Below are 25,123 nucleotides of genomic sequence, written 5' to 3'. Positions count from 1 at the left end.
ATGAAACAAGTACAAACAAAAAGGGATTGGAAAAAAATTGCATACGACGTAGTGGAAGAGAAGATGATTACGAAAGAAGATGCGATAGCGATATTAGAAGCTGATGATACAGAAGTTTTAGAAATTATGAATGCAGCTTACATTATTCGCCATCATCACTTTGGTAAGAAAGTAAAATTGAATATGATTATTAATACGAAATCTGGATTATGTCCTGAAGATTGTGGATATTGCTCACAGTCTATTATTTCAGAAGCGCCGATTGATAAATATGCATGGTTAACGCAGGAGAAGATTGTAGAAGGGGCACATGAAGCAATACGCCGTAAAGCAGGTACATATTGTATTGTAGCATCTGGTCGTCGTCCGACGGATAAAGAGGTAAATCACGTAATTGGAGCAGTTAAGGAAATTCGTGAAACGACAGATTTGAAGATTTGTTGTTGTTTAGGTTTCTTAAATGAAGATCAAGCAGGACGTTTAGCGGAAGCGGGCGTGCATCGTTATAACCACAACTTAAATACACATGAAAATAATTACGATAGTATTTGTTCAACTCATACGTATGATGATCGTGTTGATACAGTTCAAAAAGCGAAACAAGCGGGCATTTCTCCATGCTCTGGAGCGATTTTTGGCATGGGAGAAACAATTGAAGAGCGTGCTGAAATTGCATTTGAATTACAACGTATAGATGCAGATTCTATCCCTTGTAATTTCCTTGTTGCTGTAAAGGGAACACCTCTTGAAGGGCAAAAAGAGTTAACGCCAGTAGAATGTTTAAAAGTACTGGCAATGATGCGTTTTGTAAACCCAACAAAAGAAATTCGTATTTCAGGAGGACGTGAAATCAATTTACGTTCTGTACAGCCAATCGGTTTATTTGCAGCAAATTCTATTTTTGTCGGGGACTACTTAACGACAGCTGGACAAGAGCCGACTGCAGACTGGGGTATGATTGCAGATTTAGGATTTGAGATTGAAGAGTGTGCATTATAAGATAGATGAAAAAGCAAACTTGTAAAAGGGTTTGCTTTTTTTGTAAATAAAATGTAATAAATAGTTGCGGACGCCTGTTACTATTGGTTTTTGAACGAAAAAAAGAATTTTTGTGGACGAATTTTCCAAGCCTTAGTTGTACATAGTAAATATGTAATTTATATTGGGTTGGAGGATTTTACATGTACAAATACATATTAGCGATTATGACTTGTTTAATTTTAATAAAAGCAATAAGTTCTGATCCAGTTAAGGCTGCTGAAAATCCTGAACAAAAAGAGATGCAACAAAGAATCGAACAACACTTTCGAACGAAAGCTGAACATTTTGGATTGAAAACGGAAGGAAAAGATTTAAAGGAAGTTAGAAAAGAAATTATTATTATAGAAGAAGCGAAAAAAAGAGAGAATGTATGGAGAACAGCACAAGCTCTTCATATAAAAACAGAAGGAAAAACGATGAATGAATTAATAAAAGATGTACAAAAAAAGGTGAAAAAATAAAAAGAGGCCGCAGCCTCTTTTTTTATGCCCATTGTTTTGATAAGTGAGCCATTTCAATTGCAGCAACAGCTGATTCATATCCTTTATTACCAGCTTTCGTACCTGCGCGTTCAATCGCTTGTTCAATTGTTTCTGTCGTTAATACGCCGAAAATAACTGGGATGTCCATTTGTAGTGATAAAGACGCAACACCTTTTGCTACTTCATTACAAACGTAATCGTAGTGAGTTGTAGCACCTCGGATTACAGTACCTAATGTAATAACCGCATCATACTTTCCGCTACTAGCCATCTTTTTAGCGATTAAAGGAATTTCAAATGCACCAGGAACCCAAGCAACATCAATATCATTTTCTTCTACACCGTGACGCTTTAATCCGTCTAAAGCGCCGCCAAGTAACTTACTTGTAATAAATTCGTTAAAACGTCCAACAACAACTCCAACTTTTAATCCTGTACCAACTAAATGACCTTCGAATACCATAATAAATCTCTCCTTTAATTATAAGTTTAGTAAGTGTCCTAATTTGTTTACTTTCGTTTGTAAATACGATTTATTCTCTTCTTTTGCTGGCATTTGCAACGGTACACGCTCGACTACTTCTAAATCGTAACCTTGTAAGCCAGCAATTTTTCTTGGGTTATTCGTTAATAATCGTAAACTTTGTAAACCTAAATCTTTTAATATTTGTGCACCGATACCGTAATCACGAAGATCAGCAGGGAAGCCGAGTTCTTCATTTGCTTCTACAGTATCGAATCCTTCTTCTTGTAATTTATAAGCACGAAGCTTATTAAGAAGCCCAATGCCTCTTCCTTCTTGTCTCATATAAAGAAGAACACCTTTTCCTTCACGCTCAATTTGAGCAAGTGCTGCATGGAGTTGTGGTCCGCAATCGCAGCGATGTGAACCGAATACATCTCCTGTTAAGCATTCAGAATGAACACGCACAAGTACCGGTTCACCTATTGAAATATCACCTTTTACAAGTGCGATATGTTCTTTCGTATCTAATGAGTTAGAATAGCCAATTGCGTGGAAAGTACCGAAATCTGTAGGTAATGTAATTTCCACCTCTCTCATCACAAGTGTTTCATGATGGCGGCGGTAAGCAATTAAATCTTCTATTGTAATCATTTTTATATCAAATTGTTTTGCGCATTCTATTAAATCAGTTACACGTGCCATCGTGCCGTCCTCATTTATAATCTCGCAAATAACTCCAGCTGGTTCGGCACCGCATAGCTTCGCTAAATCAACAGCAGCTTCTGTATGACCTGCACGACGCAGGACACCGCCTTCTTTCGCAATTAATGGAAAGATATGTCCAGGTCGATTGAAATCAGCGCCTTTTGATGCGGGGTTTAACAATTCTTGTATCGTAGTTGCACGTTCGTGAGCGCTAATCCCTGTTGTTGTAGAAACATGGTCAATGCTCACTGTAAACGCAGTATGATGTGAATCTGTATTATGAGATACCATTGGTTCTAATTGTAGACGTTCTGCGTACCCTGCTGTAATCGGTACACAAACGAGACCACGGCCATGTGTAATCATAAAATTAATTGTTTCTGGTGTAATGTACTCTGCTAAAGCAATAAAATCGCCTTCATTTTCTCGGTTTTCATCATCACATACGATAACGACTTTACCTTGTTTTAAATCTTCTAGAGCTTCTTCAATACGATGAAACATTGTGCTTCCCCCTTATAGAAATCCATTTTCTTGTAAAAAGCTTTCAGTCATTGAACCTACTCGTTTTGTAGGTTTAGTAATAAAGCGTTCGATATATTTACCAATCATGTCACACTCAATGTTTACGATATCTCCGGCATTTTTTTCTCCAATGACAGATTCGCTTACTGTGTGCGGGATGAGTGAAATCGTTATGGAAGATTCGTCTATATCAAATATCGTTAAACTCGTTCCATCAACAGCAATGGATCCTTTATGCAAACAATAGCGCAGCAGTTCATCAGAAATTGCTATTTTGTAATAGACGGCATTGTAATGTTGTTTTTTATTTAAAATCGTTCCGATGCCATCAATATGTCCTGAAACGAAATGTCCACCGAATCGTCCGTTTGCAGCCATTGCTCGCTCTAAATTTACTTTAGAGTGGGGTTTAAGCATGCGAAGTGATGTCGACTGCATCGTTTCAGGCATTGCATCAACTGTAAATGAATTAGTTGTAAAGCTTGTTACAGTTAAGCAAATACCGTTCACCGCGATACTATCACCTAAGTGAATATCTGATAAAATTTTCTTTGCATGAATCGTTAATTTCATCGCTTCTCCGCTTTGTTGCATGTTTGCTATCGTTCCTAATTCGTCTACAATTCCTGTAAACATTCCGTCACCTCGTTTCGGGCATTCGCAACAATTTTTATATCATCACCAATTTGTTTCATCTCTTGAATTTTCAAGGAAAGCGCATCTTGTAATTTTGAAAAACCATTTCCTCCAAATAAAGTAGGAGCATCTTTCCCACCAATTAATTTCGGGCTTATATAGGTTACAATTTCATTAAAATTGTTTGTTTTTAAGAAACTTGCATGAATCGATTGGCCACCTTCAACGAATAGAGAAAGAATTTGTTTTTCTCCAAGAAAGGAAAGAAGGTCCTCAATTTCTATATGCTTCGTTTCCATTTGGAATATAGCTATATTTTTAGATTCATAAGAAGATATCTTCTCTTTCTTTACATCCTTACCGACAATAATCCATGTCGGTGCTAAACCATCTGTTATGACATGAGAAGATGGTGGTGTTCGTAAATGGGTATCTAAAACAACGCGAATAGGGTGTTTCCCACCATTTGGAATTCTTGTTGTTAAATGTGGGTTATCAGCTATAACTGTATTTACTCCAACAAGAATTGCATCATGTGTATGGCGATATTGGTGAACATCAGCACGTGCTTCTTCACCTGTAATCCACTTACTTTCACCAGTTACAGTTGCTGTTTTTCCATCTAAGCTCATCGCTGTTTTTATTGTTACAAAAGGGCGTTTCGTTTTCATGTAGTGAAAAAAGTAGCGATTTAATAAAACTGCTTCTGCTTCAAGAACACCGGTAGTTACTTCAATTCTAGCTTCCTCTAATCTTCTTTTTCCATTACCAGAAACGAGCGGATTACAATCGAGAGTAGCAATTACAACACGCTTAACTCCTTTTTCGATGAGCAATTCACAACAAGGTGGTGTTTTTCCAAAGTGGCTACACGGTTCCAGTGTTACATAAACGGTAGCGTCTTTGGCGTTCTGACCAGCCATTTGAAGGGCATGAACTTCTGCGTGTTCTTCACCAGCTCGTAAATGAGCCCCCATACCAACGATGTTTCCATCTTTTACAACAACAGCACCAACCATAGGATTTGGACTTGTTTGTCCTGATGTTCCTTCTGCTAACAGCAGGGCAATCCTCATATATTCTTGATCTGTCATTTTCTTCACCTCTCCTAAAAAAATCAAAAAACCCCAAGGATTTAATATCCTTGGGGTTTGGGAGACGTGATTTCTAGAAATATAGTTTGAATACGAAAGCATAGGAAAGAAACCTAACGATAATTGATATTTCTGCATAAGGAAAAAACCTAGCAAAATATCGAATTTTTAAACGCTAGTTGTCTCTTTTTATTTCAGTATAAAAAATAAGTATAGAAAATTAAACATATATAAAGAATCAAAATGAATCTTTAAAAATATGCATACTGAAATAAAAGTGTATTCACTATATAAAAAACTAGAAACATATCCTTCTCCCATCCAGACTATACTGTCGGCCCTAGAGTTTCACTAGATCCACCGTTTTCGAGTTGAAAACGGGTCACGGACTTAGAAGTTTTCACTTCATCACCGCCGGTTGGGAATTTCACCCGACCCCGAAGGATGCTGTTTGCTCAAATTATAGCACAAAAAAAATAAAAGGCTAGTAAAAAATATTCGAATGTGAAGAATTGTGTGAAAATATATGCAGGCTGGAATGGAAATAAAAGTATTAGAAATGTTGTAAGGAGAAGGGATATAACGGAGTTGCTAAAAAGAAAAAACATGCACAAAAAAATGTGCATGTCACATGTAAAATTATTCTGCCTCTGGTGCTCTAACAACGGACTCGAATTTACCTTTATGCGAAGCGTCGCAATAAGGCATATTTTTTGATAAGCCACAACGGCATAAAGAAAATGCCGGTTTTGCTGGGAATACATTCCCTTGTGAGTCGACTAATTCCACGTCCCCTGTAACGCGAAAAGAGCCATTATCATTTACTTTAATTTGTACTTTTGCCAACGTTATCCCTCCTTCCCAAACGCTTAATTTCATCATATAATCAAGGGAAGTGCTTGGCAATATAAAGTGAAACTTTAATTAGTGGGGGAGGCATCCCCCACTAATTATTAGTTGAACCAATCGGGCTTTTAGGGGCAGTTAATCTCCCACCTAACTTCTTTGTTTCAGCCGAATTTTGAGGTGGGAGTTTTACTGCCCGCAAATAGCGGGGAAAAAAGAGCACTTTGTTTGAGAAAGAAGAGAGTGTTATAATAGTTTTCATAACTGACTAGAGTAAGGTGACGAGAGATGGATAAACAATTACATACATTACGAAACATTGCAAATGAGCGCACGTGGGCATCATTTTTGAATGATAATCATCCATATAGTTTGTTACATTGGTCCATTGCAGGTGTAGGGCAAGAGGCAAAGGATGTTTGGTTACTTCAAGATGAAGTAACATTTCAAACGACAGAATTTCCAACGTTAGATGATGCAATGCAATGGATTTCTGAAAATATGGAACAAGTTACAGACGTTTTAGCGCAATAAAAAAACAGGCTTATGCAAGCCTGTTTTTTGTTTCTTTCACATATGTGTTTAAAAATTGATCGATGGCTGCTTCGTACTCTTCTTTATTTTCGTTATAAGAGCAAGCGTGTGCACCGTGTTCTGCAATATAAAGTTGCTTATTATTTTCTTTCGCTTCATATAACGCTTTTGTCATATCAGCTAAAATATAGTCGTCATCTTTACTATGAATAAAGAGAACGGGATTGTTAATGTTTTTTATACAGTCGATTGGTGAAACTTCACGAATTGTATAACCGTCACGAACTTTTAAAAATGCGTTTGCTAAAGGTAATAAAGGCCATTTTGGTAAATGGAATTCAACCTTTAAACGGTGCTGTAATTGTCCGTGAAAATCAGAGAAAGGACAATCTGCAATATAGAAATCAGCACCATCTTCTACAAGTCCTGCGTATTGAAGAATTGTTGCAGCTCCCATAGATTCACCATGAATACCAAGTGTAATATTGGTTCCAAAACGGCTTTTTAGCCAGTCAACTACGGATTTCAAATCATGCTTTTCATAGTATCCATAGCTTGTTGTTTTTCCGCCAGTTTTACCATGACGACGATGATCGTAAATGAGGACATTATATCCCCTTTTTAAGAATAAGTTTGCATATTTTACAGAGTTTATTTTATTTACAGTTACACCGTGGCAAAAAACCATAAACTTATTGGAATGACCAGCAGGAATGTAATATCCGTGAAGGTCGTATCCGAATTGTGAAGGGATATGAATTTCTTCTTTATGAAGAGCATCAAAATCCTCTATACGAAAATGTTTTTTCGTTTCTCTTTCGAGTACTTCTTCCTCTGTTTTTTTCTTTAAGTACATCACTTTATTTGTAAAGAAAATCCCAAGGGCAGTTATTGCACCTAGTATAGTAAACAATGCTGCAAAAAAACGTTTCATACTTTACCTCATCCTCCAAATACCGTTACATGTGATACACTTATATTGTATCACAATGATATAAAAGGGGAGAAATAGGAAATGCTGCATATACAAAAAATTACGCCAGCGATGAAAGAAACAATCCGAATGTTCATGTGTAAGAACTGGGGAAGTTCATTGATGGTTTCACGTGGTAAGGGACATCAGTTAGAAGAGTTGCCAGGATTTGTTGCGCTCTCAGATGACAGAATAATCGGAATTATAACGTATGAAGTGACCGGAAATATGTGTGAAATTGTATCGCTAGATAGCTTTGAAGAAAGAAAAGGAATAGGGACGAAACTTGTAGATTGTGTATTACAAGTTGCAGAAGAAGAGCGGTGCAGACAGGTTTGGCTTATTACAACAAATGATAATATGAATGCGTTACGATTTTACCAAAAACGTAATTTTGTAATGACTAATTTATATGTGAATGCGGTAGAGGAGGCACGAAAAATAAAGAAAGAAATTCCACGTATTGGATATGATAATATCCCAATTTTACATGAAATTCAGTTGGAGTATCATTTAGTCAAATGATGTAACAATTTTCAGAAATATGAGTTATTAATCTTGACGGATAGTGTAATTTAGGTTACCGTAAAATTGTAATCTATTACCATATTAAGGGGTGACGATGTGGCAACTATACGTGATGTTGCAAAATTGGCAGGTGTTTCAGTCGCAACCGTTTCACGAGTTATTAATGAAAAAGGATACGTTCATGAGGACACAGTAAAACAAGTAAAGGAAGCAATTGAAGAATTACGTTATAGGCCAAACAGTGCAGCGAAGCCACTATTTAAAGAGAATTCAACGATAATTGCATTACTTGTAGATAATTTATGTAACCCATCAAACATCACTTTGCTACATTGTATTGAGGAAATAGCATATAAAGAAGGCTATCAAATCATTATTTGTAATATAGAGAATAAAGATAGATACATACATATGCTGAAGCAAAATAACATTGCAGGTGTTATTTTGACAAGGGCAGTTTTTAAAAGTATAGGAGAAATTCCATTTCCGTTTGTTGTGATTGATGAGCAACAATCACATGCAAATTATTATGAAAGTGGGCAGAGAGCTGTTTCTTTATTAAAAGAGAAAGGGTGTCACTTTCTTGCATATTTCGGTGAGGGAGAAGAAAGTGAAGAAATGGAAGATCATATAGCAGGGTTTTTAGACGCTGTTTGGGATGAAGGAATCTCTTATCGAGAAGAATGTGTACAAGGGTATACAAATAAACAATTTATTACATTATTGCAAAATAATCCGTATATAGATGGAATTGTAACCTCAAGTGATCAGATTGCTATTGAGTTAATTCGGTCAGCGAGATTTCTAAATATACATATACCAGATAAATTAAAAATTGTTGGACCGAATGGGAGCATAGAGTGTGAATGGATAGGCTCATCACTACCGGCAATTGAAAGCTATGTCAAAGATAATGGAAAAGTAGCTTTTCAACAATTAAAAGGAAAAATAAAAAAGTAAAAGGTGCGTTTTATACGCACCTTTTTATAATGTAATTGCGGCAATAAAGCCAAATATAAGTAACGGTATATTGTAATGTAGAAAAGTGGGTACACATGTATCCCATATATGATGGTGCTGACCATCAGCATTTAAACCGGATGTTGGTCCAAGGGTACTATCTGATGCTGGAGATCCTGCGTCACCTAGTGCTCCGGCTGTACCGATAATTGCAATTGTGGCCATTGGACTAAATCCAAGCTGAATGCAAAGAGGTACAAAAATGGTTGTTAAGATAGGGATGGTTGAAAAGGATGAACCAATTCCCATCGTAACGAGAAGTCCAATAACGAGCATAAGAAATGCAGCGAGTGGTTTGTTATTTCCAATTATATGTGCACTCGTTTGCACCAGTGATTCAACATGTCCTGTTTTTCGAAGGACAGCGCCGAATCCAGCGGCAGCAATCATAACAAAGCCAATAAAGGACATCATACGCATTCCGCTTGTTAATATCGCATCTGCTTCTTTAAGTGGTAGACTGCCACTAACTGATAAGACGATAATACCTGCTAAAGCACCGAAAATCATTGATTCTGTTGTTAATTGAACAGTTAATGTAGCAATGATAGATAATAACCCGAAAGTAATGCTACGTTTTGTATAGGGAACGATTTCATTTTCGGTAGTATGAATTTGTTCTGTTTCATACGTACGAGGTTTTCGGTACGTAATGAATACCGCTACACATAATCCAATAATCATACCAATTGCTGGAATAGTCATTGCTTTTGGAATAAGTGTGACATCAAATGTAAGGCCGCTTTGCGCAGCGTTGGTTTGTAATACGTCATGATAAATTTTTCCGAATCCTGCAGGGATCCACATATAAGGAGTAATCAATCCAAATGTAATAATACATGTGACAAGTCTGCGATCCACTTTCAGCTCATTTAATACTTTTAAAAGTGCTGGAATTAAGATGGGGATGAAAGCAATGTGAACAGGAATCACATTTTGTGAGAAACAAGCCATCGTTAAAATAATGAATAAAATAAGTATTTTAGAATAAACTTGTTTTTTCGTGTCTTGTTCATTGCCAATCCATTTTAATGCAGTTTGAATCATAGCATCTGGAAGTCCTGTTTTGGAAAGGGAAATAGCGAAACCACCAAGCATCGCATAACTTAAAGCGATTGGAGCACTGTTTCCAAGACCAGTTGTAAAAGTGTTAATCGTTTCTGAAATACCGAGTCCGCCGATAATTCCGCCTGTTAAAGCTCCAACAATGATGGCGACAATGACCTGGACACGTAACAAACTAAGCAATAGCATAATTGCTACTGCGACGAGTACAGCGTTCATAATAAATGTAATCTCCCTAAATTTTTATTCTGTTAAGACAAGTAAATATGAAACATTTTGCTATGTTTATACATACTTGCGACATATTATTATAAAATGTTTTCTATGAAATGTAAAAGAGCCTTTTGTTACTAATGCTGAAAAGCTAGCTCTTGTTTAATTGATCGCAAAGAATTGGCGAATAATTCTGGTTCTTCTAAATCAGGAGAATGTGCTGAATTTGGGAACCAAATCATCTTTTTTATAGGCGCTTCAATAATATCGCAATATTCCTGAACGAGTGCATAAGGAGTTTGATAATCATAGCGACCAGAACAAAAATAAACTGGAATAGATAAACTTGAGATAGAAGAAAAGAAATCGATTGTCAGCATTTCTTCCCATAAAACGCCAGATTTTAAATTTCCTGCGAGAAACTTGAACCAATCTAATAGCGTATACTCAGGAGAAAAGAAACCTTTTCGTATGAAAGAAAAGGAAGATCCGTTTTGGATTGCGCCTCCAAATGTGCCAAGCCACTTTCTTTGAATAATGAGACGTCTCGTATCTAAAAATGGTGGTTTGCCTAATTTTAAAAGGGAAGCTAATGCTTTTTTATGATTATGTTTTTTTGCAGAATGAATTAAATGTTGATATAGCAATTCTTCATTTTGTTTCATATGTACAATTTGCCCAATACCGATGTAAGCCTCGATATACTTTGGATATTGATGTGCTATGTTAAGCCCAATAATACTTCCCCAAGAATGACCAGCGAGAAATAGTTTTTGTTTGTTGAACCTTTTAAGTACATATTGAATCACTTCTTTTGCATCGGAAACGAATTGTTCGATTGTGAAATTTGCTCCGAAATCTTTCATTGAAAAGGATTTACCAGCCCCGCGCTGATCCCAATTAATAACAATAAATTGCTTCTCTAATTCTTTTTGAAAATGGCGAATAAATCCGATTTGTGCCATCCCAGGTCCGCCGTGACAGCATAATAAAATAGGTTGCTCTACGTTTTGTCCACGCATAAGGAGAGTTTGTTTTCGATTATTTATCATAACGCTTTCTATCGTAGCGATACTATTAGGAATGAGTTGTTTGTTTTCGTTATAGAACTGAGGGGTGTAGCTACGAAAAAGCATATTGAAAACCTCCTTTTGTGAAATCGTATGAATCGCACAGGCTATTCATTTTGCATATACTGTTAGAAAATCATTGTAACATACCATACTAGTGTCATTTCAACACGGGAGGAGGGAAATTGTGACGATTGGAGAAATTATAGATGGTTTAAATAGACGTGAATCCATCGCTATTATAGCAAAACGTCTTGAAATAAGCCCGTATACATTATCGAAGAAATTAAGATTGATTGGATATGAATATGATGGAGAGCAGAAGAAACGTATTTTTGTAGGAGATGGAGAAGAACCACGTCACTTACAACTCCAAGAAGCGACCGCCCTTCAATATGAGAAAACAGATTATCAATTATTAATTTACGAGCAATTACAAAGCATTTATGAGTTACTAAGAAAAAGAGACGAAGTAATTGCACCAATTATGAGTAAGAGTACAGAGAAAAAGAGACGAACCTTTTCTATTAATACAGAAATATTAGCAAGATTGGACCTTATATCAGAATCGAAAGGAATTCAAAAGTCTAAACTTGTAGAAGAGGCGTTGCAACAATTTTTACAGCAATATGAAGTTGATAAAACATCACATTTTGATAACTAAAGAAAAGGATACTATGTTCATTGGAAGAACGAGTATCCTTTTTATGATGTATATTACGTATAAAATAGAGGATCAGTACAAATCCTTTATGGCGTGAAAAATGAAATTTATTATTAGAGAAACACTTAATTTACTTTTTGAATTCTTCCATCAATAACTGGCTGAATTGGTTCTTTTAATTGTTTTACGTAATCGACTAACGCTTCAAAGTCGTTTGGACCAGTTTCTGCATTTTTACCATTTTTAAATGATACGAATCCGTCACCGCCAGAAGCTAAGAAGGCATTTGCAACTACGCTATACGTTGTAGATGGAGATAATTCTTCTCCGTTTGTTAAACGTATATTTGTAACTTTTTCACCGTTTGGTTTATTTACATCCCACGTATATTGAATACCTGAAATTTGAAGCATTCTTGTTGTTCCTTTTTGCCATTGCTGATTTAAAATATCGCGAATGTCTTGACCTGTTAAATCTACTTTAATCAATTGATTTCCAAAAGGTTGAATGCCGTATAACTCACCCCACGTAATATCACCAGCATCTAAGTCATTACGAATGCCACCAGGATTCATGAGGGCGATTTGAGTTTGCATCGTTTGACGCTGAGCATCGGCAACTAAATTTCCAAGAGTGGACTCACCAGCATCATTTTGTTTACGGTCGATAGGTGCTGTAGATTTTCCGACCACTTCATTTACAAGTGGTGCGATTTTTTCTTTATATTGATCTAGTTTTTTCTTTACTTGTTTATCAGGTTCTACACCTTCATGATACGTTGTAACAACTTCAGCTTTTTTCTTTACAATATCCTTTGTTTTACGATCAATTGTTACATCCACGTCTGAGAAAGCCGTTCCGTATGAATTTGCTTGGACAATTAGTTTATTATTTACTGTACCATTTACATACGTATGACTATGTCCACCGAAAATAACATCAACTTCTGGGTCTGTTTCATTTGCAATTCGAGTAAGGTCGCCATTTGTTACCCCAGATTCATCGGTTGTTCCACCGACATGAGCAAGAACGACGATTGATTTAACGCCGAGGCGTTTTAATTGTTGTGTTGATTTATTAATTGCTTCTACTTCATCAGTAATCTGTACATTTTTAAGCATCGTAGGCATAACAACATTTGGTGTATCAGTTGTAACAACACCAATGAATCCGACAGGAACACCATCTACCATTTTTACAGTAAATGGTGGTAAAAATAAGCGGCCAGTTGATTTGTTATAGAAGTTAGCAGCTACATAGGGGAAGTTAGCCCCTTTGAAATTCCCTGTTTTTTCATGATATCCACCGTAAATGAGGCGTTTCATTTCATCAATGCCTTCATCAAATTCATGGTTCCCGATTGTACCAACATCAAATTTTAAGTCATTTAAAAATTCAATCGTCGGTTCATCTTGTAATAATGCTGAAACTGGTGGACTAGCTCCGACGATATCACCAGCATGTACGAGAAGGGTATTAGGGTTTTGTTTTTTACGTTCTTTTAAATAAGTAGCTAAGTAATCAGCGCCACCAGCTTCTTTATTATTGATTTTTTTAACAGTATCTAGTTGTCCATGGAGATCATTAATACCAAGCATTTGTACGTCTATGTAGCGGTTTTGTTCAGCTGGATTCTGAGATGGGGGAGCGGCAAATACGCTTGAAAAAGTAATAGTGCTTAAAACAGCAACGGCAGGAATAATTTTTTTCCACATAATATAATTCTCCTTTTTTTTATAATCTGACATCATACGACATAATTTTAATAGATTCATAGGATTATAGCTACATAAAAATTTAGTCTTTTCGAAAAATTAACATATTTACAAAAAGTGAATAATAGAGTAAAGACCCTTTTTTATTGTCGATTTCATCGTGTATCTACTATAATGGAGAAAAAAGTAAAAGGTGAGTAGCATGAAGAAAAAGAAACAAAGACAAATGCAAAGACAATCGCAAGTGAATCAACCAAAGAAAGAAACACTTACATTAGGCGATCAATTAAATGATTCACTCATGCAACAATTAAAGAGTAAGAAGAAAGAGTTGCAAGTGAGAGAAGAGGAAAAAGAGGCAGCTGAACTGGAAAGAAAGCGCCAAGAACAAAAAGAACGTGAAAAAAATAAATCATTTGAAGAACTGCTAAGTGAAAGTAACCTTACTTGGAAAGACTTTAAATAATAAAAAAATGATCAGTGAAATACCACTGATCATTTTTTGACGAGCTTGTAAGAAAAGGGGAGTTAGAATGAGAAAAATTGTCGTTGTTCCGCATGAAAACCATTGGATTGAAAAATTTCAAATGGAGGCTGAAAGATTAAAATCAGCGATGCCAGAAACGGTGAAAATGCATCATATTGGAAGTACGTCAGTGCCCGGACTGGCAGCTAAACCTATTATTGATATGATCATGGAAGTAGAAAATATCGAAAGAGTAGATGGGTGGAATGAACGATTTATAGAGCTTGGTTACATCGTAAAAGGGGAAAATGGTATTTCAAGACGCCGATATTTTATTCATGGAACTGAGGAAAAACGTTCGTATCATTTACACGTGTTTGAAAAAGGAAATCCAGAGATAGTAAGGCATTTAGCGTTTCGTGATTATATGATGGCTCATTGTGAAGAAGCAGAGGCATATGCAACCTTAAAGAAAGAATTAGCCGAAAAGTATACATATGATGGCACGTTATATACGGAAGGGAAAAATGAGTTTGTGCGCAATGTGGATGAAAAAGCGAAAGAATGGAGAGAAAATAACGTGAATGAATGAGTTCACGTTATTTTTTAGCTATATAAAAGTGTTATGTAAACTGTACGTATGTTTTGACTTTTTGGATGAATCTTGTTGAAATAAAGTTATGGCTTATAAAAAATGTAACAATGAAAGGGAGACGACTGTGCATATTCCAACAACTACACTTCATAATGGCGTGAAAATGCCGATGATTGGTCTAGGCGTATATAAAGCGAAAGAAGGCAACGAAGTAAAACAAGCAGTAAAAACAGCGTTAGAAGTTGGATACCGTTCAATTGATACAGCAACTGTGTATGAAAATGAAAGCGGTGTCGGAGAGGCGATACTTGAATCAGGAATTCCAAGAGAAGATATATTTATTACAACAAAAGTATGGAACGACGATCAAGGATATGAAGAGACACTCGAGGCGTTTGAAAAGAGTTTAAAAAAATTACAAATGGACTATGTAGATTTATATTTAATACATTGGCCGGTAAGAGGGAAGTATGTTGATACGTACCGAGCTTTAGAGAAATTGTATGAAGAAGGTAAAGTGCGTGCGATTGGTGTTTCTAATTTTCATAAACATCATTTAGAACTATTATTACCAAATTGCAAAGTGAAGCCGATGGTAAACCAAGTGGAACTTCATCCGATGTTGACGCAATTTGAATTGCGTAATTATTGTCAAGATGAGCAAATTCAAATGGAAGCATGGAGTCCGTTAATGAGGGGCGGAGAAGTATTCCAGCATCCAATCATTCAGGCTATTGCTAACAAATATGAAAAAACACCTGCACAAGTTATATTAAGGTGGGATATTCAAAGCGGGATTGTTACAATTCCTAAATCTGTTACACCATCTCGTATTAAAGAAAACTTTACTATTTTTGATTTTGCACTAACTGAAGAAGAGATACGTCAAATTAACACGTTGAATCGTGATTTACATGTAGGAACGAATCCTGATAAATATGATACGTTATAAAAAAGACTGTCTCCTAATACTGGAGACAGTCTTCTGTTTATCGGTAATTCGATATTTTTAACGATGCAAAGCATATGTGTCATATTTAACAATCTTTTGAAGTTGTACGTATTCTTCTTTAGTTAAAGGTAACTGTTGGCTAGCTCGTATATTTTCCTGCAATTGTTGAAGCGAGCTTGCACCAGGTATAACAGCTGCAACAGTCTTATTATGTAAGCAATATTGAATAGCTGTTCCTGTTAAAGAGCTTTCTCCAATCGTTTCTTTTACACTCGCTAGAGTTGTATGTAATTCATCGTAAGAATAAGAGAGATAATCCTTTTCCTTTACTCTTTCTACTTTTCTTGCATTGTTGTCAGTTAAAATTCCTTTTGCAAGTGGCCCGCGAGCAATGACACTAATTTGGTGTTCATTCAGAAGGGGGAACCATTCTTCTGGACGACGATTTAAAAGGCTATATTCCATTAGTACACTAACGATGTTTGAGCGTTTTGCATACTCACGAACGACATTTGGGCGTATAGAAGAAATACCGTAATGGCGAATAATACCTTCTTTTTTCAATTCTTCAAAAGCTTCAATTGTTTCATCGATTGGGTCTTCATTCGTTCCGCCATGAAGTTGGTAAAGATCAATATAATCAGTTTGAAGTCTACGTAAACTTTCCTTTACTTCAGTTTTTATGTAAGCTTTAGAAGGATCCCAAGACCAGCCATTTTTTTCTTCTGTCCAACGATTTCCAACCTTCGTTGAAAGAACAATTTGGTCTCTTTTCCCCTTCAAGGCTTTTCCAACAAATTCTTCATTTAATCCGTAATCATATAAATCTGCTGTATCAAAAAAATTAATTCCTAAATCGATCGCTTCATCGATAATACGCATAGCTTCTGTTTCAGATGTACCGAGAGACATACAGCCAAGGCCCATTTCTGTAACAAACAAATCTGAGTTTCCTAATTGACGTTTTTTCATAGGTCAACCTCCTTACCTTTATTGTACGAGAGGGAAAAGAGGTTGACAAACGTTTCCTTTTTCGCTTCGCATTAACTGCCCGTAAAGGCATGATTAATGTTTCACTTTATTTGCTGTAATCCACTCTTGTACAGTTGTATACTCTTTGCTATATTGTTTTAGCTTATGGCGAATTTGCCATGCTTTTCCGACTAACGTGATGCGATTTGGTAAAATATAAACTTTCATTTCTATCACGCTCCTTTCAATGTGGTAAAATGTATGAAGAAAGAATAGGAAATAGAACAGGGAGATGAAGTAGTATGAGTAATCTTACAGAGAGAACAGTAAAAACTGAGCCGATTTTTGATGGTAGAGTTATAAAAGTTCGTGTTGATGATGTAGTATTACCAAATGGAGAAATGAGTAAACGTGAAATTGTAAATCACCCTGGTGCAGTTGCGATTATTGCTATTACGGATGAGGGGAAAATTGTGCTTGTTGAGCAGTATCGTAAAGCGCTTGAAAAGGCGATTATAGAAATTCCAGCCGGCAAGTTAGAACCTGGTGAAAAACCAGAGGTAACAGCAGTTCGTGAATTAGAAGAGGAAACAGGATATGTATGTGAAAATATGGAGCTCATTACTTCTTTCTATACATCTCCAGGATTCGCAGATGAAATTTTATATGTATATAAAGCGACAGGTTTGACAAAAAAAGAAAATAAAGCTGAGTTAGATGAAGATGAGTTTGTGGAATTAATGGAAGTATCATTAGAAGAAGCGATTACTCTTATGAAAGATCTTCGTATTCATGATGCGAAGACGATGTTTGCAGTACAATATTTACAACTACAAAAATAAACACTCGCCAAAGGCGAGTGTTTTTTAATTGATTTTTGCATATACACGTGCATCACGTAAGCTACCATCTGGTGCTAGGAAATCATTTTCCATTGTACCTTCTAGAATGAATTCTAAACGTTCTGCTAAGCTACATGCATTTATATTTGTTGCATCAGTACGGATTTCAATTCTTCTAGCACCTAGTTTATCAAAGGCGAACTGAATCGCACCTTTAACAGCTTCGGTCATATAGCCTTGTTTTGTATAGGCACTATGTAGCCAGAAGTGAAGTGAAAACTTTGGAATATCCCAGTTTTCAGGCTTTAGTGTAATTGCTCCGATGAATGTACCAGATACTTTATCGTATAAGTGAAAATCAAGTGTTTCACGAAGTAAAAACTGTCCGTGAGCTTCGCGAACAATTTCTTCAGCACTCTCTTCTGTTTCAGCGTTAATTGGTATCCACGGTACTAAGTCTTCTAGAGAAGCTTGGATTGCTTCATATACTTCTGCACCATCACCTGGAAATGGTTTACGAACTTGCAAGCGTTCAGTTTGAAATAATGTTGGAAAATCTAATAATAATGGTTTCAAGAGAAATCCCTCCTATTCTCTACTTTTTAGTTTAGCAAAGTAGAGCGGAATTTCAATGTTAATTCGTCATACTTTTTTCTTTCTTTCATACATTTTTAATAAGAGTGTGAACGGAGGGAAGAAAAATGTGGCGAAAAAATTGGCAAGACCGTGTAATGTCTCACATACAGGAAAACTCTTCATTATATATATTTAATGCTGTTTTATTATTGATGGGAGTAATATTCGGAGCCATTCTTGTGAATAGTTTACAAATCAATCAAAAACAAGATTTATCATTTTATTTACAACGTTTTTTTGGACAAGTCTCTAAAGGAGAATTTGCCATTGCGGGCGAAATGTTTCGAGAAAGTTACTTTTCGCAATTAAAATACATCGGATTTATTTGGATTTTAGGGATTTCAATTGTTGGATTACCACTTATTTTTATTTTATTATTTGTAAAAGGAGTTGTTGTTGGATTTACAGTTGGTTTTTTAGTAAGTCAGCATGGATGGAATGGACTATTATTAGCATTTGTATCTGTTTTGCCACAAAATTTAATTATCATTCCAGTCTTTCTCGTTATGACAACCATTGCTGCAAGTTTTTCTTTACGGATGATTAGGCATCAATTTATTAGAAAAATAACCGAGCCACTGTTACCATTATTAATCCGGTATACATGCTTCTTTCTTGTAATTGGAGTGGTGTTAGCACTTGCTTCTAGTGTGGAGGCTTACGCATCACCAGTTTTAATGAAAGAAGTTGTTGAGGCTATTAATAAAAAATAAATACTTTTTGAGAATAATTATCAATTTGTTTTTATTGTTTTTCTTTTGACAGAAGCCCTTCTTCTGATATAATGGTGTAAGAGTGGCGAGGAGGGAGTAGTACCGAATGGAAGAAAGAATTGAACGAATTAAGAAGCAATTACATGCAGCGAGCTACAAATTAACACCGCAACGTGAAGCAACAGTTCGTGTGCTGCTAGAAAATGAAGAAGATCATTTAAGCGCAGAAGATGTTTACCTCCTTGTAAAAGAAAAGTCGCCAGAGATCGGATTAGCAACCGTCTACCGAACTTTAGAACTATTATCTGAGTTAAAAGTTGTCGATAAGATTAACTTTGGAGACGGTGTTTCACGCTATGACTTACGCCAAGAAGGTGCGCAGCGTTTCCACCATCATTTGATTTGTACACAATGTGGTGCTGTACAAGAAATACAAGAAGATTTACTTGGTGAAGTGGAAAGGAAAGTAGAGCGAGACTGGAGCTTTAAGGTGAAAGATCATCGTTTAACATTCCATGGGATTTGTAAAAACTGTCAAGAAAATGAAACGGATGAAAAATAACCTTTTCCTATTTATCTAGGAAGAGGTTTTTTATTTGAATAAGGTATAAATTGATGAAAGCTTGGCATATGTTGTAATAACTTATATTTTGGAGGAATTTACAATGCGCCGAGCTTTAAAATTAACTTTTGATGGAATAAAAGTATTTTTATTATTTACAAGTTGTACGATTTTGTTTTATTTCGCTATACTATGGATAAATGAAGAATATGAAAGCTATCATCGTTATGAAAAACCTAAAGAAGAGACTGTAGAAAAAGTATCAGGGAATGAAGAACCGGCAAAGGATGCTTTCGTAAATAGAATGATGTTTTTCTATGAAAATGGGGAGTAGTGTAGAGTGGAAGATCAATTAAAAGATTTTATTCATTATATGGTTGTCGAAAAAGGATTAGCAAAGAATACAGTAGTATCTTATGAACGGGATTTAAAAAGCTACGTAAAGTATTTGCAAAATGTGGAACAGACGAAAACTTTTCATGAAGTGACCCGTTTACACATTGTTAACTTTTTGCAGTATTTAAAAGAAAACGGAAAATCTTCGAAAACATTGGCGCGTCATATTGCATCAATTCGTTCGTTCCACCAATTTTTACTTCGTGAACGAGCGGTAGAACACGACCCATCCGTACATATTGAAACGCCGCAAGGGGAACGGAAATTGCCAAAAGTATTATCAGTTGATGAAGTAGAGGCGTTACTTCAAACACCAAAAATGACAAGTGCTTTTGGGATTCGTGACAAGGCGATGCTAGAGTTACTTTATGCAACAGGACTTCGTGTTTCAGAATTGATTGCACTCAATTTAGAAGATGTACATTTAACGATGGGATTTGTTCGTTGCATAGGGAAAGGGAATAAAGAAAGAATTATTCCACTAGGAAGTTTAGCAACGGAAGCGATTCAAAAGTATATTGAAAAAGGAAGAAGAGAATTAATGGGGAAAAAAGTAGTAGATGCACTCTTTTTAAACCATCATGGTAATCGATTATCAAGACAAGGATTTTGGAAAATATTAAAACGATTAGCGAAAGAAGCAAATATTGAAAAAGAGCTTACACCTCATACGTTGCGTCATTCGTTTGCTACGCACTTATTAGAAAATGGAGCAGATTTACGTGCTGTACAAGAAATGCTTGGACATGCAGATATTTCAACGACGCAAATCTATACGCACGTTTCAAAAACTAGATTAAAAGATGTATATAAACAGTTTCATCCAAGAGCATAGTTACTATGCTCTTTTTTTCATAGATTAAGAGAGGAAGACCGTTTCACAGAAACTTCACAAACATTTCGTATATTGTTTTCAGCAGAAGACTGGAATATTACAATGTATTTCCTCTATACTAAATAAAGTATAAAGGAGGAAATGATGATGAAAAAACTGATTATAACTTTATTTATCGCGATGCTAGCGTTGGCTGGCTGTAATACAAACAAAGAAGAACCGAAAAAAGAAAAGAAACTTGAAAGTGTAAACGTAGCAATTCAAACGAATCCGAAAGAAATTAAACCTGGTGAAAAAACAGAAGTACAAGCACTTGTTACACAAGGAAAAGAAAGAGTAACCGATGCCGATGATGTAAAGTTTGAAATTTGGAAAGATGGCGACGAGAAGCACGAGATGTTAGATGGTAAGCATAAAGGAAAAGGTGTTTATGCAGTAGAGAAAACATTTGAAACTGACGGAGTATATCATATTATTCCTCATACAAATGCACGTGATATGCACGTTATGCCAGAACATAAAGTTGCTGTAGGAAATGCGAAAGTAGAAGATGCGAAAAAAGAAAATAGTGACCACAGTGCAGGACATGGAGATCATAAAAGTGACACAATGATCCATCTTATGGCTGGAGACATAAAGGCAAATGCTGAATCTACAATGAAAGTTCATTTAAAGCAAAAAGAAGAAGCATTAACTGGTGCTGAAGTACAACTAGAGATTTGGAAAGATGGTGTTGAAAAACACGAATTTATTCCAGCGAAAGAAGGAAATAAAGGAGAGTATGAAACGAAACATACTTTCAAAGAGAACGGCTCTTACAAAGTGAAAGTGCATGTAAGAAAAGGCGAATTGCATGAACATAAAGAAGAAACGATAGAAGTAAAATAAAAAGTAGCTCTTTAGAGCTACTTTTTATTTTTGTTATGAAGAAATAAATCATAAAATAATTAGCACTTCGTTGCAGAATGGATTACAATAGAAGTGTGAAGAAAATGAGAAATTCTACGAAAATGTATTAAAAAGAAAGCGTAAACATGTTATGATATCAGTATCAGATGTCTGACATCTGACTTAGAAAAAACTAGAAATGTTTTTGAGTCGTTTCAAGTAAAACGAAATAGGTTAGAGAATGGTTTAAAGAAGTACTGTTTGACAATGAGAATTCTTATGGATAACAGTTTCACTTTATAGCGTTTTGAACATACTACAAGAAGTAGAACTGAACTTATAGGAGGTCGCAGTTATGAATAAATATAAACGTATATTCCTAGTCGTAATGGACTCTGTGGGAATCGGTGAAGCACCAGATGCTGAGCAATTTGGTGATTTAGGATCTGACACAATTGGTCACATTGCTGAACATATGAATGGTTTACAAATGCCTAACATGGTGAAATTAGGTCTTGGTAACATTCGTGAAATGAAAGGTATCTCTAAAGTAGAGAAACCACTTGGATATTACACAAAAATGCAAGAGAAATCTACTGGTAAAGATACAATGACAGGTCACTGGGAAATCATGGGTCTTTACATTGATACACCATTCCAAGTGTTCCCGGAAGGATTCCCGAAAGAATTACTTGATGAATTAGAAGAAAAAACAGGCCGTAAAATTATCGGTAATAAGCCAGCTTCTGGAACTGAGATTCTTGATGAACTTGGTCAAGAGCAAATGGAAACAGGTTCTTTAATCGTTTATACTTCTGCTGATAGCGTATTGCAAATTGCAGCACACGAAGAAGTAGTGCCACTTGATGAGTTATATAAAATCTGTAAAATTGCACGTGAATTAACATTAGATGAGAAGTACATGGTAGGTCGTGTTATTGCTCGTCCATTCGTTGGTAAACCTGGAAACTTTACACGTACACCAAACCGTCATGACTATGCATTAAAACCATTCGGCCGTACAGTAATGAATGAATTAAAAGATAGTGACTACGATGTAATTGCTATCGGTAAAATCTCTGATATTTATGATGGCGAAGGGGTAACGGAATCACTTCGTACGAAGTCTAACATGGATGGAATGGATAAGCTTGTAGATACATTAAATATGGACTTTACAGGTCTTAGTTTCTTAAACTTAGTTGACTTTGATGCATTATTCGGCCACCGCCGTGATCCACAAGGATACGGAGAAGCTCTGCAAGAATATGATGCACGTCTTCCAGAAGTATTCGCAAAACTAAAAGAAGATGATCTATTATTAATTACAGCAGACCACGGTAATGATCCAATTCACCCTGGTACTGACCATACACGTGAATATGTACCATTATTAGCATATAGCCCAAGCATGAAAGAAGGCGGACAAGAGTTACCACTTCGTCAAACATTTGCTGATATTGGTGCAACAGTAGCAGAAAACTTCGGTGTGAAAATGCCAGAATACGGAACAAGCTTCTTAAACGAGCTAAAGAAATAGGGGGATAAACAAATGAATCGTGAACTTATTACAAAATCAGCTTCATACTTAAAAGAGAAATTTCAAGAGACACCACAAGTAGGACTAATCCTTGGATCAGGACTAGGTGTATTAGCAGATGAAATTGAGAACGCAGTAACAGTACCTTACAGTGAAATCCCTGAATTCCCAGTATCAACTGTAGAAGGCCATGCAGGTCAACTAGTATTTGGTACACTTCAAGGTGTAACAGTAGTAGCAATGCAAGGACGTTTCCACTTCTATGAAGGATACGACATGCAAAAAGTAACATTCCCAGTTCGTGTTATGAAAGAACTAGGTGTAGAAACAGTAGTTGTAACAAACGCAGCTGGTGGTGTAAATACATCATTTGAGCCAGGCGATCTTATGTTAATTTCAGACCACATTAACTTCATGGGTACGAATCCATTAATCGGACCGAATGATTCTGAAATGGGCGTACGTTTCCCTGATATGTCTACATCATATACAGTAGAACTTCGCGAAATGGCGAAACAAGTTGCAGCAGACTTAAATATTAAAGTACAAGAAGGTGTATACGTAGGAATGACAGGTCCTGTATATGAAACACCTGCTGAAATTCGTATGCTTCGTACACTTGGCGGAGATGCAGTTGGTATGTCAACAGTACCTGAAGTAATTGTAGCGCGTCACGCTGGTATGAAAGTATTAGGTATTTCTTGTATTTCAAATATGGCAGCTGGTATTTTAGATCAGCCACTTCACCACGATGAAGTAATTGAAACGACAGAACGTGTTAAAGCTAACTTCTTAGCATTAGTAAAAGCAATCGTAAAACAAATGAAGGGGTGACTTCACAATGAGAATGGTGGACCTAATTGCAAAAAAACGTGACGGACATGCATTAACGACAGAAGAAATTAACTTTATTGTTGAAGGATATACAAATGGTGATATTCCTGATTATCAAGTAAGTTCACTTGCAATGGCAATTTTCTTCCAAGATATGAACGATCAAGAGCGTGCTGATTTAACGATGGCAATGGTAAATAGCGGTGATACAATCGACTTATCAGCTATTGAAGGTGTAAAAGTAGATAAGCATTCGACAGGTGGTGTTGGTGATACAACGACACTTGTATTAGGTCCATTAGTAGCTGCTTTAGGTGTACCAGTAGCGAAAATGTCTGGACGCGGTTTAGGACATACTGGTGGTACAATTGATAAATTAGAAGCAGTTCCAGGATTCCATGTGGAAATTGAAAACGATGAATTCATGCGTCTTGTAAATGAAAATAAAATCGCTGTTATCGGCCAAAGTGGTAACTTAACACCTGCTGATAAAAAGTTATATGCACTTCGTGATGTAACAGCAACAGTAAACTCAATTCCGCTTATTGCAAGTTCGATTATGAGTAAAAAAATTGCTGCTGGTGCAGATGCAATTGTTCTTGATGTAAAAACTGGAGCAGGTGCATTTATGAAAACGGATGAAGATGCAAAACGTTTAGCAGAAGCAATGGTACGCATCGGTAATAACGTTGGTCGTAATACGATGGCAGTTATTTCTGATATGAGTCAACCACTCGGTGAAGCTATCGGTAACGCATTAGAAGTACAAGAAGCAATTGATACATTACAAGGTAAAGGGCCGAAAGATTTAGAAGAGCTATGTTTAACACTTGGAAGTCAAATGGTGTACCTTGCTGGACAAGCTTCATCTTTAGAAGATGCACGTAAAAAGCTAATTGAAGTAATGAACAACGGAAAAGCGCTAGAATCATTTAAAACGTTCTTATCAGCGCAAGGCGGCGACGCATCTGTTGTTGATGACCCTTCTAAATTGCCACAAGCACAATTTAAAATTGAAGTGGAAGCGAAAGAAGACGGATATGTATCAGAAATCGTTGCAGACGAAATCGGAACAGCAGCAATGCTTTTAGGAGCAGGACGTGCAACGAAAGAGTCTGAAATTGATTTAGCAGTTGGTCTAATGCTGCGCAAAAAAGTAGGCGATGGCGTGAAGCAAGGTGAATCCCTTGTTACAATTTACGCAAACCGCGAAAATGTTGAAGATGTAAAAGCGAAAATTTATGAGAACATGAAGATCTCTAAAGAACACGTAGATGCACCAACTTTAGTACACGGTATCGTAACGAAGTAATAA

30 protein-coding genes and 1 riboswitch are annotated in these 25,123 nt (G+C 36.2%); of the genes, 18 read left to right on the top strand and 12 right to left on the bottom strand.

Translation table 11 applies throughout. The features are described from left to right. On the top strand, positions 1–999 hold the full coding sequence (gene bioB, locus AC241_RS20370) for a biotin synthase (protein ID WP_050844486.1): 999 nt from the start codon (positions 1–3) through the stop codon (positions 997–999). A gap of 182 nt (positions 1,000–1,181) precedes the next feature. Further along, complete coding sequence (locus AC241_RS20365) at positions 1,182–1,502, top strand: hypothetical protein (RefSeq protein ID WP_029443261.1); 321 nt, start codon at positions 1,182–1,184, stop codon at positions 1,500–1,502. A 22-nt stretch (positions 1,503–1,524) separates the two neighbouring features. Here the strand turns inward: AC241_RS20365 and ribH are convergent, their stop codons facing one another. The 5 genes from ribH to AC241_RS20340 all read right to left on the bottom strand — a co-directional run bounded on the left by ribH (position 1,525) and on the right by AC241_RS20340 (position 5,795). Beyond that, a complete protein-coding gene (ribH, locus tag AC241_RS20360; protein WP_000230895.1) occupies positions 1,525–1,986 on the bottom strand; it encodes a 6,7-dimethyl-8-ribityllumazine synthase in 462 nt (153 codons plus the stop codon). 18 nt (positions 1,987–2,004) lie between these two features. Continuing rightward, positions 2,005–3,198, bottom strand: coding sequence for a bifunctional 3,4-dihydroxy-2-butanone 4-phosphate synthase/GTP cyclohydrolase II (gene ribBA, locus AC241_RS20355; RefSeq protein WP_050844485.1), 1,194 nt, complete (start codon positions 3,196–3,198; stop codon positions 2,005–2,007). Positions 3,199–3,210: 12 nt separating this feature from the next. Beyond that, positions 3,211–3,855 carry a riboflavin synthase subunit alpha gene (gene ribE, locus AC241_RS20350; protein ID WP_029443259.1) on the bottom strand — a complete coding sequence of 215 codons (645 nt, stop codon included), beginning with the start codon at positions 3,853–3,855 and terminating at the stop codon, positions 3,211–3,213. Next, complete coding sequence (gene ribD, locus AC241_RS20345) at positions 3,837–4,949, bottom strand: bifunctional diaminohydroxyphosphoribosylaminopyrimidine deaminase/5-amino-6-(5-phosphoribosylamino)uracil reductase RibD (RefSeq protein ID WP_043935901.1); 1,113 nt, start codon at positions 4,947–4,949, stop codon at positions 3,837–3,839. Before ribD ends, ribE begins: the two co-directional genes overlap by 19 nt. Positions 4,950–5,254: 305 nt before the next feature. Continuing rightward, positions 5,255–5,398: riboswitch (FMN riboswitch) on the bottom strand. 190 nt (positions 5,399–5,588) lie between these two features. Then, positions 5,589–5,795 (bottom strand): CDGSH iron-sulfur domain-containing protein, encoded by a 207-nt coding sequence (locus tag AC241_RS20340; protein ID WP_001151582.1) that lies wholly within the window; start codon positions 5,793–5,795, stop codon positions 5,589–5,591. Positions 5,796–6,083: 288 nt separating this feature from the next. Between AC241_RS20340 and AC241_RS20335 the strand changes: the two genes are divergently transcribed. Next, positions 6,084–6,329: a DUF2552 family protein gene (locus AC241_RS20335; protein WP_000360793.1), complete on the top strand. Its 246-nt coding sequence runs from the start codon at positions 6,084–6,086 to the stop codon at positions 6,327–6,329. A 10-nt stretch (positions 6,330–6,339) separates the two neighbouring features. Here the strand turns inward: AC241_RS20335 and AC241_RS20330 are convergent, their stop codons facing one another. Continuing rightward, positions 6,340–7,263, bottom strand: a complete 924-nt coding sequence (locus AC241_RS20330; protein ID WP_029443257.1) for an alpha/beta hydrolase — start codon at positions 7,261–7,263, stop codon at positions 6,340–6,342. Positions 7,264–7,344: 81 nt separating this feature from the next. On the opposite strand from AC241_RS20330, the gene AC241_RS20325 reads away from it, so the two are divergent. Continuing rightward, entirely contained in the window at positions 7,345–7,827 is a 483-nt protein-coding gene (locus tag AC241_RS20325) for a GNAT family N-acetyltransferase (protein ID WP_000902440.1), read from the top strand. 99 nt (positions 7,828–7,926) lie between these two features. Next, positions 7,927–8,790 carry a LacI family DNA-binding transcriptional regulator gene (locus AC241_RS20320; protein ID WP_016080371.1) on the top strand — a complete coding sequence of 288 codons (864 nt, stop codon included), beginning with the start codon at positions 7,927–7,929 and terminating at the stop codon, positions 8,788–8,790. Between the two features lie 24 nt (positions 8,791–8,814). Here AC241_RS20320 and AC241_RS20315 read toward each other — a convergent pair whose 3' ends face one another. Then, positions 8,815–10,134, bottom strand: a complete 1,320-nt coding sequence (locus AC241_RS20315) for a Na+/H+ antiporter family protein (protein ID WP_000994810.1) — start codon at positions 10,132–10,134, stop codon at positions 8,815–8,817. A 131-nt stretch (positions 10,135–10,265) separates the two neighbouring features. After that, positions 10,266–11,264: an alpha/beta fold hydrolase gene (locus AC241_RS20310; protein ID WP_029443256.1), complete on the bottom strand. Its 999-nt coding sequence runs from the start codon at positions 11,262–11,264 to the stop codon at positions 10,266–10,268. A gap of 121 nt (positions 11,265–11,385) precedes the next feature. Between AC241_RS20310 and AC241_RS20305 the strand changes: the two genes are divergently transcribed. Then, complete coding sequence (locus tag AC241_RS20305; RefSeq protein WP_029443255.1) at positions 11,386–11,862, top strand: ribbon-helix-helix domain-containing protein; 477 nt, start codon at positions 11,386–11,388, stop codon at positions 11,860–11,862. Between the two features lie 125 nt (positions 11,863–11,987). On the opposite strand, the gene AC241_RS20300 is transcribed toward AC241_RS20305, so the two are convergent. Next, the gene (locus tag AC241_RS20300; protein ID WP_029443254.1) at positions 11,988–13,577 is read right to left on the bottom strand and encodes a bifunctional metallophosphatase/5'-nucleotidase; all 1,590 of its coding nucleotides are present in this window, start codon (positions 13,575–13,577) and stop codon (positions 11,988–11,990) included. 202 nt (positions 13,578–13,779) lie between these two features. Between AC241_RS20300 and AC241_RS20295 the strand changes: the two genes are divergently transcribed. The 3 genes from AC241_RS20295 (at position 13,780) to AC241_RS20285 (ending at position 15,590) form a co-directional block, all read left to right on the top strand. After that, positions 13,780–14,043, top strand: coding sequence for a YqkE family protein (locus AC241_RS20295; protein WP_000727561.1), 264 nt, complete (start codon positions 13,780–13,782; stop codon positions 14,041–14,043). A gap of 67 nt (positions 14,044–14,110) precedes the next feature. After that, on the top strand, positions 14,111–14,635 hold the full coding sequence (locus AC241_RS20290; RefSeq protein WP_016080375.1) for a GrpB family protein: 525 nt from the start codon (positions 14,111–14,113) through the stop codon (positions 14,633–14,635). A 127-nt stretch (positions 14,636–14,762) separates the two neighbouring features. Then, entirely contained in the window at positions 14,763–15,590 is an 828-nt protein-coding gene (locus AC241_RS20285; RefSeq protein ID WP_050844484.1) for an aldo/keto reductase, read from the top strand. 57 nt (positions 15,591–15,647) lie between these two features. Here AC241_RS20285 and AC241_RS20280 read toward each other — a convergent pair whose 3' ends face one another. Both AC241_RS20280 and mciZ read right to left on the bottom strand, forming a co-directional pair. Further along, positions 15,648–16,562: an aldo/keto reductase gene (locus AC241_RS20280; RefSeq protein WP_016080377.1), complete on the bottom strand. Its 915-nt coding sequence runs from the start codon at positions 16,560–16,562 to the stop codon at positions 15,648–15,650. Positions 16,563–16,655: 93 nt separating this feature from the next. Next, positions 16,656–16,790, bottom strand: coding sequence for a Z-ring formation inhibitor MciZ (gene mciZ / locus AC241_RS20275; protein WP_000870292.1), 135 nt, complete (start codon positions 16,788–16,790; stop codon positions 16,656–16,658). 74 nt (positions 16,791–16,864) lie between these two features. On the opposite strand from mciZ, the gene AC241_RS20270 reads away from it, so the two are divergent. Continuing rightward, positions 16,865–17,404, top strand: coding sequence for an NUDIX domain-containing protein (locus AC241_RS20270; RefSeq protein WP_016080378.1), 540 nt, complete (start codon positions 16,865–16,867; stop codon positions 17,402–17,404). 24 nt (positions 17,405–17,428) lie between these two features. Here AC241_RS20270 and AC241_RS20265 read toward each other — a convergent pair whose 3' ends face one another. Continuing rightward, complete coding sequence (locus AC241_RS20265; RefSeq protein ID WP_000803479.1) at positions 17,429–17,980, bottom strand: GNAT family N-acetyltransferase; 552 nt, start codon at positions 17,978–17,980, stop codon at positions 17,429–17,431. Positions 17,981–18,135: 155 nt separating this feature from the next. Here AC241_RS20265 and spoIIM point away from each other — a divergent pair, with 155 nt between their 5' ends. The 8 genes from spoIIM (at position 18,136) to AC241_RS20225 (ending at position 25,120) form a co-directional block, all read left to right on the top strand. Continuing rightward, the gene (gene spoIIM, locus AC241_RS20260) at positions 18,136–18,753 is read left to right on the top strand and encodes a stage II sporulation protein M (RefSeq protein ID WP_224413400.1); all 618 of its coding nucleotides are present in this window, start codon (positions 18,136–18,138) and stop codon (positions 18,751–18,753) included. Between the two features lie 106 nt (positions 18,754–18,859). Continuing rightward, positions 18,860–19,315, top strand: coding sequence for a ferric iron uptake transcriptional regulator (gene fur / locus AC241_RS20255; protein ID WP_000392657.1), 456 nt, complete (start codon positions 18,860–18,862; stop codon positions 19,313–19,315). Positions 19,316–19,418: 103 nt separating this feature from the next. Then, positions 19,419–19,649, top strand: a complete 231-nt coding sequence (locus AC241_RS20250) for a YqzK family protein (RefSeq protein ID WP_001250432.1) — start codon at positions 19,419–19,421, stop codon at positions 19,647–19,649. A 6-nt stretch (positions 19,650–19,655) separates the two neighbouring features. Beyond that, positions 19,656–20,546: a site-specific tyrosine recombinase XerD gene (gene xerD, locus AC241_RS20245; RefSeq protein ID WP_000390088.1), complete on the top strand. Its 891-nt coding sequence runs from the start codon at positions 19,656–19,658 to the stop codon at positions 20,544–20,546. A 144-nt stretch (positions 20,547–20,690) separates the two neighbouring features. Then, positions 20,691–21,434 carry a FixH family protein gene (locus AC241_RS20240; protein WP_029443251.1) on the top strand — a complete coding sequence of 248 codons (744 nt, stop codon included), beginning with the start codon at positions 20,691–20,693 and terminating at the stop codon, positions 21,432–21,434. A gap of 355 nt (positions 21,435–21,789) precedes the next feature. Beyond that, positions 21,790–22,974, top strand: a complete 1,185-nt coding sequence (gene deoB / locus AC241_RS20235; RefSeq protein ID WP_016080381.1) for a phosphopentomutase — start codon at positions 21,790–21,792, stop codon at positions 22,972–22,974. A 12-nt stretch (positions 22,975–22,986) separates the two neighbouring features. Further along, positions 22,987–23,808, top strand: a complete 822-nt coding sequence (locus AC241_RS20230; RefSeq protein WP_001078446.1) for a purine-nucleoside phosphorylase — start codon at positions 22,987–22,989, stop codon at positions 23,806–23,808. 7 nt (positions 23,809–23,815) lie between these two features. Beyond that, positions 23,816–25,120: a pyrimidine-nucleoside phosphorylase gene (locus tag AC241_RS20225; RefSeq protein WP_029443250.1), complete on the top strand. Its 1,305-nt coding sequence runs from the start codon at positions 23,816–23,818 to the stop codon at positions 25,118–25,120. The last annotated feature ends 3 nt before the right edge of the window (positions 25,121–25,123 follow it).

The organism is Bacillus thuringiensis (assembly GCF_001182785.1).
In the GTDB taxonomy this organism is placed as follows: domain Bacteria; phylum Bacillota; class Bacilli; order Bacillales; family Bacillaceae_G; genus Bacillus_A; species Bacillus_A thuringiensis_S.
Note: the sequence above shows the minus strand (reverse complement) of the source record. Positions and strands in the feature narration are given on the sequence as shown.